The organism is Microbacterium alkaliflavum (assembly GCF_044325405.1).
Taxonomy (GTDB): Bacteria; Actinomycetota; Actinomycetes; order Actinomycetales; family Microbacteriaceae; genus Microbacterium; species Microbacterium alkaliflavum.
The window spans coordinates 94,561-107,800 of the sequence record NZ_JBIQWL010000004.1; the positions used below are offsets into that span (position 1 = coordinate 94,561).

General features: G+C 70.7%; 13 protein-coding genes. 10 read left to right on the forward strand and 3 right to left on the reverse strand.

The genetic code is table 11. The features are described 5' to 3' along the window. Positions 1–9 precede the first annotated feature (9 nt). The 3 genes from ACH3VR_RS12320 to ACH3VR_RS12330 all read left to right on the forward strand — a co-directional run bounded on the left by ACH3VR_RS12320 (position 10) and on the right by ACH3VR_RS12330 (position 3,273). Positions 10–792: an SDR family NAD(P)-dependent oxidoreductase gene (locus ACH3VR_RS12320; protein ID WP_397556604.1), complete on the forward strand. Its 783-nt coding sequence runs from the start codon at positions 10–12 to the stop codon at positions 790–792. Positions 793–808: 16 nt separating this feature from the next. After that, on the forward strand, positions 809–1,714 hold the full coding sequence (locus ACH3VR_RS12325; protein WP_397556605.1) for a sugar phosphate isomerase/epimerase family protein: 906 nt from the start codon (positions 809–811) through the stop codon (positions 1,712–1,714). A 71-nt stretch (positions 1,715–1,785) separates the two neighbouring features. Continuing rightward, the gene (locus ACH3VR_RS12330) at positions 1,786–3,273 is read left to right on the forward strand and encodes an aldehyde dehydrogenase family protein (RefSeq protein WP_397556606.1); all 1,488 of its coding nucleotides are present in this window, start codon (positions 1,786–1,788) and stop codon (positions 3,271–3,273) included. Between the two features lie 91 nt (positions 3,274–3,364). Here ACH3VR_RS12330 and ACH3VR_RS12335 read toward each other — a convergent pair whose 3' ends face one another. Beyond that, the gene (locus ACH3VR_RS12335; protein ID WP_397556607.1) at positions 3,365–4,564 is read right to left on the reverse strand and encodes an MFS transporter; all 1,200 of its coding nucleotides are present in this window, start codon (positions 4,562–4,564) and stop codon (positions 3,365–3,367) included. Between the two features lie 333 nt (positions 4,565–4,897). Here ACH3VR_RS12335 and ACH3VR_RS12340 point away from each other — a divergent pair, with 333 nt between their 5' ends. Next, a complete protein-coding gene (locus ACH3VR_RS12340) occupies positions 4,898–5,806 on the forward strand; it encodes a hypothetical protein (protein ID WP_397556608.1) in 909 nt (302 codons plus the stop codon). 76 nt (positions 5,807–5,882) lie between these two features. On the opposite strand, the gene ACH3VR_RS12345 is transcribed toward ACH3VR_RS12340, so the two are convergent. Both ACH3VR_RS12345 and ACH3VR_RS12350 read right to left on the reverse strand, forming a co-directional pair. After that, positions 5,883–7,067: a 4-hydroxybenzoate 3-monooxygenase gene (locus ACH3VR_RS12345; protein WP_397556609.1), complete on the reverse strand. Its 1,185-nt coding sequence runs from the start codon at positions 7,065–7,067 to the stop codon at positions 5,883–5,885. Positions 7,068–7,314: 247 nt separating this feature from the next. Then, positions 7,315–8,064 carry an IclR family transcriptional regulator gene (locus ACH3VR_RS12350; protein WP_397556610.1) on the reverse strand — a complete coding sequence of 250 codons (750 nt, stop codon included), beginning with the start codon at positions 8,062–8,064 and terminating at the stop codon, positions 7,315–7,317. Positions 8,065–8,166: 102 nt separating this feature from the next. Here ACH3VR_RS12350 and ACH3VR_RS12355 point away from each other — a divergent pair, with 102 nt between their 5' ends. The 6 genes from ACH3VR_RS12355 (at position 8,167) to pcaC (ending at position 13,082) form a co-directional block, all read left to right on the forward strand. Next, on the forward strand, positions 8,167–8,928 hold the full coding sequence (locus ACH3VR_RS12355) for an IclR family transcriptional regulator (RefSeq protein ID WP_397556611.1): 762 nt from the start codon (positions 8,167–8,169) through the stop codon (positions 8,926–8,928). An 80-nt stretch (positions 8,929–9,008) separates the two neighbouring features. Then, positions 9,009–9,872 carry a protocatechuate 3,4-dioxygenase subunit beta gene (gene pcaH / locus ACH3VR_RS12360; protein WP_397556612.1) on the forward strand — a complete coding sequence of 288 codons (864 nt, stop codon included), beginning with the start codon at positions 9,009–9,011 and terminating at the stop codon, positions 9,870–9,872. A 73-nt stretch (positions 9,873–9,945) separates the two neighbouring features. Beyond that, entirely contained in the window at positions 9,946–10,536 is a 591-nt protein-coding gene (pcaG, locus tag ACH3VR_RS12365; RefSeq protein ID WP_397556613.1) for a protocatechuate 3,4-dioxygenase subunit alpha, read from the forward strand. Between the two features lie 31 nt (positions 10,537–10,567). Then, positions 10,568–11,911 carry a lyase family protein gene (locus ACH3VR_RS12370; RefSeq protein WP_397556614.1) on the forward strand — a complete coding sequence of 448 codons (1,344 nt, stop codon included), beginning with the start codon at positions 10,568–10,570 and terminating at the stop codon, positions 11,909–11,911. Continuing rightward, positions 11,908–12,690, forward strand: coding sequence for an alpha/beta fold hydrolase (locus ACH3VR_RS12375; RefSeq protein WP_397556615.1), 783 nt, complete (start codon positions 11,908–11,910; stop codon positions 12,688–12,690). The genes ACH3VR_RS12370 and ACH3VR_RS12375 overlap by 4 nt, the downstream gene beginning before the upstream one ends. Continuing rightward, positions 12,687–13,082 (forward strand): 4-carboxymuconolactone decarboxylase, encoded by a 396-nt coding sequence (pcaC, locus tag ACH3VR_RS12380; RefSeq protein WP_397556616.1) that lies wholly within the window; start codon positions 12,687–12,689, stop codon positions 13,080–13,082. The genes ACH3VR_RS12375 and pcaC overlap by 4 nt, the downstream gene beginning before the upstream one ends. The last annotated feature ends 158 nt before the right edge of the window (positions 13,083–13,240 follow it).

The window sequence follows — 13,240 nt, forward strand, 5'->3', positions numbered from 1 at the left end:
AGGAAACCCATGCGCCTCGACGGCAAAGTCGCCCTCATCACGGGCGGCGCAAGCGGAATCGGTCTCGCCACCTCGCGGAAGTTCGTCCGCGAAGGGGCCAAGGTCGTCATCGCCGACATCAACCTCGACCAGGCGGAGGCCGCGGCCGCCGCGATCGCCGCGGAGGGCTTCGAGGGCTCCGTCGCGGCGGTGCGCGTCAACGTGTCGGTGTTCGCCGAGGTCGAGGCCGCCGTCGCGCGCGCCGTCGAGGTCTTCGGCAAGCTCGACGTCATCTTCAACAACGCCGGCATCGCCGGGGGCAAGCCGCTCCTGGAGCACGACCCGGTCGCCGACTACGAGCCGATCATCCGCGTCGACCAGGACGGCGTCTACTACGGCATCCTCGCCGCGGGCCGCCAGTTCCGCGCGCAGGGCACGGGCGGCGTCATCATCTCGACGTCCTCGATCTACGGCGAGCAGGCGGCCGAGCTGTCGTTCACGTACAGCGCCGCGAAAGCCGCCGTCATCTCCTTCACGCGCTCGGCCGCGTACGAGCTCGCCGAGTACGGCGTGCGCGCCGTCGCCATCACGCCCGGACGGGTGGGCACGCCGATCATCAACCAGTTCAGCGAGGAGCTGAAGGCCGTCTTCGCCTCGGAGCAGCTGCGCAACAAGCTCACCGAGCCCGAGGAGATCGCCAACGTCGTGGCGTTCCTCGCCTCCGACGAGGCCAACGTCATCAACGGCACCGTCGTGAGCGTCGACGACGGCTACTCGGTGTTCAAGCAGCGCCTCGACCTGCCGGTCTTCTGAGCAGGGGGCCGAGCGCGTGAACCTCGATCTGGACCTCGCCTTCCACGTCAGCATCGCCGTGGCCGATCCGACGCCGGCCGCGCTCGGCCCGCTCCTGGAAGAGCTCGCCACGGCGGGCTACCGCCGTGCGGTGCTCCCACCCCTCGATCCCGCGGGGACGGATGCCGCGGCCCTGCACCGCACCTTCGCGGAGGCGGGCATGAACCCCATCGCGATGACGGGGCAGCGCCCCGGCGCCGACGTCTCGTCGGATGACCACGCCGAGCGCCGGGCGGGTGCCGCGGCACTCCGTGCCGCAGTGGACTTCGCCGTCGCCCTCGGTGCCGATCAGCTCAACGGCGTGCCGTACGGGCTGTTCGGGCCGCCCGGACGGCCCACGCCCGCAGGTGCGCTGGAGCGCGCCGCCCGCGAGGTCGGGGTCGTCGCCGACTACGCGTCCGACCATGGCGTCATGATGACGTTCGAGGTGCTGAACCGCTACGAGACGTCGGCGATCAACACGGCGGCGCAGGCGCTCGAGTTCGTCGAGGCGAGCGGCTCCGACAACCTGCGCATCCACCTCGACACGTTCCACATGGCGATCGAGGAGGCCGACATGGCGGCCGCCATCCGCGCCGCGCTCCCGAAGCTCGGCTACCTCGAGCTCGGCCAGTCAGGTCGCGGCCTGCTCTCCACGGGCGCCGTCGACATCTCGGGCGTCGTGCGCCAGACACTCGACGACGGCTACGAGGGCCGCTGGGGCGTCGAGGCGTTCTCCCGGCCGCTCGTCGGCGAGGGCGCGGGAGACATGCTCGCGATCTGGCGCGCTCCGTTCGATGATGGATTCGAGCAGGCCTCGGATGCGGTCCGCGTGGTCCGCAGAGGCTGGGCCGAGAGCGCACCCGGCCGGCGCGCCCACCGACTCTCCCGCAGCGCCGGCTGACACCCGCACCCGGCGGAGCCGGCACCCGCACCCGAGACGACTCAGCCCCGCACCCGACGGAAGGAACGACGATGTCCACCACGATCCAAGCGACGACACCGCTCATCGACGAGACCGCGTTCAGCGGCCGGATCTTCATCGACGGGGAGTGGGTCGCCGCGGGAGGCGGCGAGATCGCCTCCGTCGCCCCCGCGACCGGCGAGACCATCGCGACGGTGGGCATCGCCTCGCCCGCCGACGTCGCGCGCGCCGCGGCCGGCGCCGCGAAGGCGCAGAAGGAGTGGGCCGCGACGCCGCACCCGGCCCGCGCCGCCGTGCTCCGCCGGGCGGCGCAGCTCTGGGAGGAGCACGCCGACGAGATCATGAGCTGGAATGTGCGCGAGGTCGGCGCCATTCCGCCGCTCGCGGGCTTCGCCCTGCACGTCACGGCGGCCGAGTGCTACGAGGCCGCGTCGCTGCCGTCCGCGCCGCTCGGCTCGATCCTGGCGAGCGAGGAGCCGCGCCTGTCGCTCGCTCAGCAGGTGCCTGTCGGGGTCGTGGGCGTCATCTCGCCGTTCAACGTGCCGCTCATCCTCGGCATCCGCGCCGTCGCCCCCGCGCTCGCGCTCGGCAACGCCGTGCTGCTCAAGCCCGACCCCCGCACGATCGTCACGGGCGGCGTCTCGATGGTGCGCATCTTCGAGGAGGCGGGCCTGCCCGCCGGCCTCCTGCAGCTCGTGCCGGGCGGGGCCGACGTCGGCGAGGCCATGGTGACCGACCCGAACGTCGACGTCATCGCCTTCACGGGGTCGACCCGCGCCGGCCGGATCGTCGGCGAGCTCGCCGGCAAGCACCTCAAGCGCGTCCACCTCGAGCTCGGCGGCAACTCCGCGTTCATCATCCGCGAGGACGCCGACGTCGACCAGGCCGTCAACCTCGCGACGTGGGGCTCGTACCTGCACCAGGGTCAGATCTGCATGACGGTCGGCCGGCACATCGTGCACGAGTCGATCTTCGAGGAGTACGTCGCGAGGCTCAGCGCGAAGGCCGACTCCATGGTCGTCGGCGACCCCGCCGCAGGCCAGGTGCACCTGGGTCCGCTCATCGACGAGGTGCAGCGCGACCGCGTGCACACCCTCGTGCAGGACGCCGTCGCGCAGGGCGCCGACCTCCGTGCCGGCGGCGACTACGAGAGCCTCTTCTACCGCCCGACGGTGCTCGCGAACACGCCGCAGGATGCCGCGGCCTACCACGACGAGGTCTTCGGGCCCGTGGCATCCGTCGTGCCGTACTCGACCGACGACGAAGCCGTCGAGCTCGCCGCCAGGACCGAGTACGGACTGGCGCTGGGCATCGTGAGCCGCGACGTCATGGCGGCGCTCGCGATGGCGCAGCGCATCCCGTCGGGGATCGTGCACATCAACGACCAGACCGTCAACGACGAGGCGAACGCCCCGTTCGGCGGCGTGGGCGCGTCGGGCACGGGGTCGCGTCACGGCGGCGCGCAGGCGAACATCGACGCCTTCACCGAGACGCGCTGGATCACGCTCCGGCGCGAGCCCGGCCAGTACCCGCTCTAGTCCCCGTCGCCGCCGAGGAACGCGTCCCCGGTCCAGGAATCGCCGGTTCGAGGCATCCGGAATCTGCGATTCCCAGACGGCTCGGAGAGCGTCAGCGGCGTTCCAGCACGTACGTCTCGCGCCCTGCGAAGACGCCGGTGACGGTCTGCCCGACCATGACGAGGAGCACGAGGGCGAGCGGCACGACCCAGCCGCCGACCGTCGCGTGCACCCAGCCGAACAGTACGGGGCCCAGCGCCGCGAGTACGTAGCCGACCGATTGGGACATGCCCGAGAGGGCCGCCGACGCGTCGTGGTCGCGGGCGCGCTGCGCCATGAGCGTCAGCGTCATGCCGAGCGATGCGCCCGACGACAGGCCGATCAGCACGACCCACGCGAGGATCGCGTCGGGGGCGGCCATGAGGCCCACGACGCCCACGATGCCGAGCGGCGGGATGAGGGCGGGCACCCACCGCTCGAGACGTCCGCGCAGGAGGAACGGGATGACGAGGGAACCTGCGACCGAGAAGATCTGGAAGATCATGACGTCGACGCCCGCGACGACGGCGCTGCGGCCCGTCGACGTCGAGATCGAGGCCAGCCACGTCAGGAGCATGTAGAAGGTGGATGCCTGGAAGCCCATGTACGCCGCGACGGTCCACGCGACGGGGTCGCGCCAGATGCCGGTGCGGCCGTGCGCGGCCCCGTTCGCCGCTTCGCGTCCCGCGCCGCGCGTCGCCCACGCCCACGCCCCGATCGCGAACGGGAGCAGGGCGAACCCGATGAGGAACAGCGCGAAGCGCCAGCCGGCCTCGCCGGTCGGCAGCTCGAGGTGCGACACAGGCACCGCGATGCCCGACGCGACGGCTCCGAGCCCGCCGAGGAGCGCCGTGTAGGCGGCCATCATGGCCGGCACGCGCTCCGGGAAGTCGCGCTTGATCGCCGCGGGCATGAGCACGTTGACGATCGCGAGGGCGCAGCCGATGATCGCCGTGCCGAGCCACAGACTCGCCGTCGGGCCCGGCAGCGATCGCACGACGGTGCCGACGGACAGGACGACGAGCGACCACGTCACGGCCCGCGACATCCCGAAGCGGCGGCTCACGTCGCGTGCGAGGGGCGAGACGAGGGCCCACGTGATGAGCGGCACGGCGCCCAGCAGGCCGAGCATCGTCGGCGGCAGCCCCGTGTCGTCGCCGATCTGGGCGAGCAGGGGACCGACGGCCGTGATCGTCGGCCGCATGTTGGCCGCGACGAGGCACGTCGCGACGACGAGTCCGACGATCGCTTCGCTGCGTTTGCCTACGCCCATAGGCAAGGGATGCTACACCCCTCCGAGCAGGCCGAGGGGAGGCGAGGCGATTTGTCATAGTGGTGCTCGCACTGCTAGATGTTCGTTTGGGGATATGCAAATCCAATACGGCGCGACAGAAGGGGCAACTGAATGCGTCGCTGGTTTAGTGCGTCAATTCGATTCATTGTGTTCGCAGTACTTGGAATTCTCGGTCTGGCGGTCATTGTTTGGCCGATGTACCAGTCGTCGAATCAACCACGTCCGCCGCTCCAGACATCCCACGAGTTCCTGGCCGTGTCTGTCGACACTCCGGTTGCCTCCCCGCCAGACGTCTGGGTCACACTGGATGCGATGGCGCCCCGAGACGGAGCGGACCAGGAGAAGACTTCCAAGCTCACCGTTGTGATCCAGTTCCCTGCGCAAACGGAGCCTTGGCAATTCTCCGGCGCGGTGCTTCTGCAAGGCCGGCTCGCGCGGGCCCATAGGACGTGCGATGTCGGCCAGTCCTCGGAGGTCTCCTTCAACGACTTCACCGAACTGCAGAAGACCATCACCTTCAGCCTCCTCAGGCGGGCTTCGCCAGAGGAAGCCACCACCAACAACCTGGAACTGGCCGAACGTGCAAGTGGGCTCGCATTCACTCGAGTGCAGTTCTCGAAGGACTTCGATCCGCCAACCGGATCTCAGACCACTCAGTCGCTATGGATGAATTGCGTGATGTCGACCGAGGAGATCTGGAATCGGGCGCAGAGCGCGTTCTGGGATCTCGAGACACCTATCGTGGGAGTCGCCGCATCAGCGCCGGCAATCGACACAGACGCCATTGATCTCGACATCAATTCTCGGATCAACGTTCAGCGTGGAGACAGTCTCTACTATCAAGAGGGATATCCGGCGCCGAGTTCTCGCGACCAGACCAAGGATTCGTTTGCCAAGTCGACTGCTGGCTGGGCCGGGAGCCCCGATTCGCTGTCCGGCATAAACGACGCGATCATCGCCCGATATTCGGACACCATCGCCGAGTCGGAGCGCAACTCGACTGTCTTCTTCGCCGGCGTACTCGCGGGCCTCTTCGCGTCGTTTCTTGCAGTCGGAATCGGCGGACTCTTGGACGAACTGATCGGCTTTCGGCCGCTTGTCGAAGTCGCTGCGTCAAGCGCTACGGCTCCTGTGATGCCGGCTACCCCGGCGCCGACGACTCGCTGGGGCAGACTCAAGGTGAGGCTTCGACGTTTGGGGAAACCTCGGGGTAAGCCATAACGGGCGTGAGGTCATCCGCTCGACGAAGGTACAGATGACCCCAACCTGACGGAGGTAGAACCCGGCCGTCTGGGTTCTACTGCAGGCCTTCCAGCGGCCAGCCCGTGTACGCCTCGGCGAGGAAGCGGCGGCCCGCCTCCGACTCGACGACCGAGCGCAGCTCGCCGAGCTGGCGCAGGCGGTCGAAGTCCGACGCCTCCGGTGCCACGTGCAGCATGCTCGTCATCCACCAGGAGAAGTGCTGGGCCTTCCAGATGCGGTGCAGCGCCGTCTCGGGGAAGGCCTCGAGCAGGCGGTGGTCGTCTTCCAGGAGAAGCGCGCGCAGTGCCTTCTCGAGCACGAGCACGTCGGCGACGGCGAGGTTCATGCCCTTCGCGCCCGTCGGCGGGACGGTGTGCGCGGCGTCGCCAATGAGCGCGACGCGTCCCTTCAGCAGCTCGTGCGCGACGAAGCTGCGGAACCGCAGCACGTCGCGCTGGAAGATCGGGCCCTCTTTGAGGGTCGTGCCGGGCACGCGCTTCTGCAGCTCGTCCCAGAGCTGCTCCTGGCTGAACGAGTCCGGGTCGACCTCGGGGTCGCACTGGAAGTACATGCGCTGCACGGTGTCGCTCCGCTGGCTGATGAGGGCGAAACCGTCGGGGGAGTTCGAGTAGATGAGCTCCTCGGCGCTGGGCGGCGCCTCGCACAGGATGCCGAACCATGCGAACGGGTACTCGCGGAAGTAGCCGTTGCGCGATCCCGAGACCGCCGCGCGGGCGACGCTGCGCGATCCGTCGGCGCCGACGACGAACTCGGCCTCGATCGTGAGGGCCTGCCCGTCGGCGTCTGTTGCGATGACGGCGGGGCGGTCGGTCTCGGCGCCCTCCACGCGCTGCGCCGTGACGCCGAAGCGCAGGTCCTGGCCCGCCGCGAGGCGCGCCGTGATGAGGTCTTTGAGCGCTTCGTGCTGCGGGTAGAGGTAGACGGCGCGGTCGACGAGGGCCGCGAAGTCGATGCGGTGCCCGTCCCCCGCGAAGCGCAGCTCGATGCCCTCGTGGCGGTGGGCTGCCGTGAGCACGCGGTCCGACGCGCCCGACGATGCGAGCACCTCGACCGTGCCCTGCTCGAGGATGCCGGCGCGGATCGTCGTCTCGATCTCCTCGCGGCTGCGCTGGTCGATGACGATCGACTCGATGCCGGAGCCTGCGAGCAGGTGCGAGAGCAGGAGTCCCGCGGGTCCTGCGCCGACGATCGCGACGCGGGTGCGGACGGTGGCGGTCATGACGTCTCCTTCGACGGACGATTCAGGATGCTGCGCTCCAGTGTGCGGGCGCGCGTGCCGTTGTCCGCCTTGCCTTCCCGATCAACGGGAAGGCAAGTTCTGTCCTGTCGGCTGAGCTCTCTCATTCTTCGAAAACCCCATTGAACTTGAGGCTCACACAGGTCGTTTGAGGGCAAGCACCTCTCCGGCCTGGGGCTGCGTGAGCCCGAAGTTCAATGGGGTTTGAGAGAGGGATCGCCCGCAGGGGTCAACGCGCGGAGAGTGCCGCTCTGATCTCGCGCGCCGCGCGGAGCAGCTCCGTGATCGCGACCTCGGGCGCCGCGTCCCGTGGAAGCGCGACCGACAGTGCGGCGATGACCGCGCCGTTCTCGTCGCGCACCGGCACGGCGACCCCCGTCGACACGGCCGCGACCGTGCCGCGCGCGACGACGAAGCCCTGCCGGCGCACCTCGGCGAGCGTGCGGCGCAGGGTTGAGGCATCCGTCGCCGTCTCCGGCCCGAGCGCGGGCAGCGGTCCCATCAGCACGCGGTCCTGCAGTTCCGGATCGGCGTAGGCGAGCAGCACGAGCCCCGACGACGATGCGTGCAACGGCAATCTGCCTGCGATGGCCGTGATGTTCGCGCCCGCCTCGGGGTGCGAAAGGCGCTCGAGGAAGAGCGCCGAGTCCTGCTCGAGCACCGCGAGCTGCGTGTGCTCGCGCACGCGCGCCTGGATGCGCTCCATCGAGGGCAGCGCGGCCTGCCGCAGGCGCAGGGCGCGCGACCCGCGCAGCGCGAGCTCCCACAGCCGCAGCCCCAGGCGCACCCGGTGCTCGTCGTCGCGCTCGAGCAGTCCCTCGCGCACGAGCTCGTCGACGACCCGGTGCGCCGTCGACGACGGGAGGCCTGCACGGCGCCCGATCTCGGAGGCCGTCTGCACGGTGCGCTCGGCCGTGAACGTCTCGAGCACGCGCACGAGACGCTGCGTCATCGAGTCGCCTGACGGCGAGTTGGCCATGCGCCCCAGGATGCCACGCCCCATCGCGCCCGCAGTCGAAGCCGGCGCCCGGCGACCCCACTGTGCCCGCGGGCGGGAGTAGCCTCGACGCGGGAGGACGCGGTGGCCGACGACGGCGAGGGCCTGCTGACGCGCGCGATGCGCGTGCTGCAATGCTTCACGGATGATGAGCCGGCGCTCACGGCGGCGCGGATCGGCGAGCTGACGGGATTGCCGTCGTCGTCGCTGCACCGGCTGTTAGGGCAGCTGACCACGTTCGGGATGCTCGCGAAGGCGCCTGGACACCGGTACACGATCGGCGTGCGGCTGTGGGAGCTCGGTGAGCTCTCGCCCCTCTCGCTCGAACTGCGCGAGACGGCCCTGCCGCACATGCTGCGCCTCTACGAGGCGACGGGCGAGAACGTGCACCTCGCGGTGCTCGAGGCGCCGACGCCCGAGACGGCGATCGCGCTGTTCGTCGGACGCATCACCGGATCGGGGTCGATCCCCACGCTCAGCCGCATGGGCGGGCGGCATCCGCTCCACACGACGGGAGTCGGCAAGGCGCTCCTCGCGACCCGCGACGAGCTGTGGCTGCAGCGGTTCTTCGCGCATCCGCTCGAACGCGAGACGACGCACTCGATCACGAGCGAGACCGAGCTGCGCGCCGAGCTCGAGCGCGCGCGCACCCGCGGCTACGCCACGACGCACGAGGAGATGACGCTCGGCAACGTCTCGGTCGCAGCTCCCCTCGGCGCGGTCGAAGGCCTGCCGCAGGCCGCCGTCGGAGTCGTCGTGCGTCTCGACCGCGCCGACGAGCGCCGGCTGGGCCCGCTCGTCGTGCAGGCTGCGCGAGACATCCGCACGGCCCTCCTCTCCCGCTGAATGGGAGTCCTCTCCGGCGCTCGCGGAGCCGGATGTCACGCTGGTCGAGACCTATCCAGCGGACCGTCGAAGGAGACCCCATGACCGCTGTCGATCCCGACTCGCGGGTCGAGGAGGCGTTCTCGTCCTCCGTCGTGCTCGAGCAGACGGCGGCTGCGCCGGAGACGCTGCTCGCCTCGCACGACATGCCGTCGCAGAGCCAGATCACGCAGGAGATCATCGATCTGCACGCCGAGGCGGGAGCCCGCGTCGCCGCCGGCGAGCGCGTGCCCGCGACGCTGTACGACTTCGCGCCGTACCGCTCGAGCATCCTGCGCCACCCGACGAAGAACCCGCGACTCGTCGACCCCGAGACCATCGAGCTGTGGTCGCCCGCCTTCGGGCAGCGCGACGTCGCGCAGATCGAGTCCGACCTGACGCTGCAGCACACGGGCGAGCCGCAGGGTGAGCGCATGACGATCGAGGGCCGCCTCCTCGACTCGTGGGGCCGGCCCCTGCGCAACCAGCTCGTCGAGATCTGGCAGGCCAACGCCGCCGGGCGCTACATCCACCAGCGCGACCAGCACCCCGCTCCGCTCGACCCCAACTTCACGGGCGCCGGGCGCATCGTCACGAACGACAACGGCGAGTACAAGTTCACGACGATCAAGCCCGGCCCGTACCCGTGGAAGAACCACATCAACGCGTGGCGTCCGGCGCACATCCACTTCTCGCTCTTCGGCGCGGGCTTCACGCAGCGGATCATCACGCAGGTCTACTTCCCCGGCGACCCGCTGTTCGCGCTCGACCCCATCTACAACACGATCCGCAGCCAGAAGGACCGCGACCGCCTCATCGCGACGTACGACCACGACCTCACGGTGCCCGAGTTCTCGATGGGCTACCGCTGGGACATCGTCGTCGACGGCCCCGATGCCACCTGGTTCGAGCAGGACGGAGAGTGAACATGCGAACAGCAACGAGTCGAAGCCGGTTCCTGAGCCTGTCGAAGGGCGAGCCCGAGGAGGGTGAGCACTGATGACCGCGCACGACACCGCCGCAGCCCTCGCCGCCCGGCCCGCCAAGACGCACGAGCCCGCGCCCGGCCAGACGATCGGCCCGTTCTTCGCGTTCGGCATCAACTACCCGAAGATGCACGAGGTCGCCTTCCCGCACTCGCCGGGAGCGATCGTGCTCGGGGGCACGGTGTACGACGGGGCGGGCAGCCCCATCCCCGACGCATGCATCGAGATCTGGGGCGCCGACTCCGACGGGACGATCCCGCGCGGCCGCGGGTCCCGCCGTCGCGACGACCACACCTTCACGGGCTTCGGACGGTCCTACACGACCGACGAGGGCCGCTACGAGTTCTGGACCCGCAACCCCGGCTCGGTCGACGGCGAGGCGCCCTTCTTCGCCGCCATCGTGTTCGCGCGCGGCCTGCCGAACAAGCTGCACACGCGCATCTACCTGCCGGAGGACGAAGCGCGCCTCGCAGCGGATCCGCTGCTGGCCTCCCTCGACGAGCGCGAGCGCGCTACGCTCATCGCGACGCGCGAGCCCGACGGGTCGCTGCACTTCGACATCCGGCTGCAGGGCGAGCAGGAGACGGTCTTCCTCGCGTATTGAGTGCGCTGACCCTCGTGAGAAGGGACCGACCATGAGTGAGCCGCCTCTCGACGTCGGTCTGGTCAATCCCGTCGCCGTCGGCAACGACGACGCCGTCACGGATGCCGCGATCCTCGCGGCGCTCGTGCACGCAGAAGTCGCGCTCGCCCGTGCCTACGAAGCCGTGGGGGCGGCACCGTCCGGCACGGGCGACGCGATGCAGGCGGCCCTGAACGCGTCGGCCCCGATCGACGCGGCGGCGCTCGCCGCCGACGCCGTCGCAGGCGGCAACCCCGTGATCCCGCTCGTCGGACTCCTCAAGGAGCGCGTGCCCGCCGACGTGCGCATGTGGGTCCACCGGGGTGCGACGAGCCAGGACATCGTCGACACCGCCCTCATGCTCGTCGCGCGCGACGCGTCCGACCTCGTCGCCGGGGCGCTGCGCGAGACCGCCGAGGCGCTCCGGGCGTTCGCCGCGGCGCACCGCGACGACGTCGCCGCGGCCCGCACCCTGACGCAGCACGCCGTGCCCACGACGGTCGGGCTCCGCGCCACCGCCTGGCTGCGCGCCGTGCGCCGGGCCGAGGAGAGGGTGGATGCCGCGACCCGCGCCCTTCCCGCTCAGCTCGGCGGAGCAGGCGGCACACTCGCGGCGTCCGTCGAGGCCGCGGGTGCCCAGGCGGCCGCGACCCTTCCCGGAGCGTTCGCGCACGCGGTCGGCCTGGCCGAGCCCGAGGCGCCCTGGCACACGACGCGCTGGCCCGTCACCGAGCTCGGCGACGCTCTCGTGCAGGCGATCGACGCGGCCGGAGTGATCGCGGCCGATGTCGCGACGCTCTCGCGCACCGAGATCGGCGAGCTCGCCGAGGGCTCGGGCGGGGGATCGTCGGCGATGCCGCAGAAGCAGAATCCCGCGGCATCCGTCCTCATCCGCTCCGCGGCCCTCCGCGCGCCGCAGTTGGGTGCGACCCTGCACCTGGCCGCCGCGTTCGCCGTCGATGAGCGTCCCGACGGCGCGTGGCACGCCGAATGGCCGACCCTGCGCGAGCTCCTGCGCCTCGCGCTCGGCGCGACGGCGCACGCCGTGACGCTCGTCGCGGGCCTGCGCGTCGACCTCGACGCCGTCGCGCGCAACCTCGCCGCGACGCGCGGACTCATCGTCGCGGAGCGCTTGTCGCTCGTGCTCGGGCCCGTGATCGGCGCCGAGCGCGTCGCCGAGATCGTCGGCGCCGCGGGCGAGGGCGAGGACCTCGAAGGGCTCGTCGACGAGGCCCTCATCGAGGCGGGCACGTCGCGCGTCGACGTCGGCCCCCTCCTCGACCCCGCGAACTACACCGGACTGGCCGTCGACCTCGTCGATCGCGCCCTCGCCGACGATCAGAACGAGGTTCCATGACCGTTCCGCCCATCGCCGTCACCGCACCCGTCGGCCCGGAAGGGGCGCCGCTGCTCGTGCTCGGCGCGTCGCTCGGCACGTCGAGCGTGCTGTGGGAGGACGCGCTGCCCGCCCTCGCCGCGCAGTACCGCGTCGCCGTCGTCGACATGCCGGGGCACGGGGCATCCGCTCCCGTGACGGAGCCGTTCACGATCGGCGAGATCGCGGATGCCGTCGCGCGCGCCGTCGCCGAGCTCGGCGAGGAGCACGTCCTCTACGCGGGGGTGTCGCTCGGCGGAGCCGTGGGCCTGGAGCTCCTGCTGCGGCATCCCGGACTCGTCTCGGCCGCCGCGATCATCGCGTCGGGTGCGACGCTGGGCGAGCCGCAGGGCTGGATCGATCGCGCCGCGCAGGTACGCGCGATGAGCACCTCGACCCTCATCATCGGGTCGGCGCAGCGCTGGTTCGCGCCCGGGTCGATCGAGCGCAACCCCGTCATCACGGGCCGGCTGCTCCACGTGCTGCAGGACACCGACGACGAGAGCTACGCGAAGTGCTGCGAGGCACTCGCTGCGTACGACGTGCGCGACCGGCTCGGCGAGATCGCCGTGCCCGTGCTGGCCCTGTGGGGCGACCACGACGAGGTCACGCCCGAGAGCTCATTGCGCCTCATCGCCGAGGGCGTGCAGGATGGGCGCGCGGTCGGACTGCCAGGCGCCTCGCATCTGCCGCCCGCCGACGACGCCGCGGGAGTCGCGACGCTGCTCAACGATTTCTTCGCCGAGGAGGATGCCGCATGACGACGAACGAAGGACTCTCAGACGCCGAGCGCTGGGAACAGGGCATGAAGGTGCGCCGGCAGGTGCTCGGCGACGAGCACGTCGACCGCTCGATCGCGAACACGACCGACCTCACGGCAGACTTCCAGGACTTCATCACGCGCGTCGCGTGGGGTGACGTGTGGTCGCGGCCCGGGCTCGATCGTCGCTCCCGGTCGATCGCGGTGCTGACCTCGCTCATCGCGCACGGCCATCACGAGGAGCTCGCGATGCACCTGCGCGCGGCCGTGCGCAACGGCCTCACGGTCGGCGAGATCCGCGAGATCATCCTCCAGTCGGCCGTGTACTCCGGGGTCCCCGCCGCCAACACGGCCTTCCGCATCGCGTCCGAGGTCCTCGCCGACGAGGAGTGAAGCCCGCCGCGGTCCCCGAGCTTGTCGAGGGGTCGTGCGCCAGGGTGTTCCTCGCGGGCTGGGGCTTCGACGCTTCGACAAGCTCAGCGACCGGGGAGGGTCCGGCGCCCGGTGCGGCGAGAGGCAGGAATTGGTCCCCGAGCTTGTCGAGGGGCCGT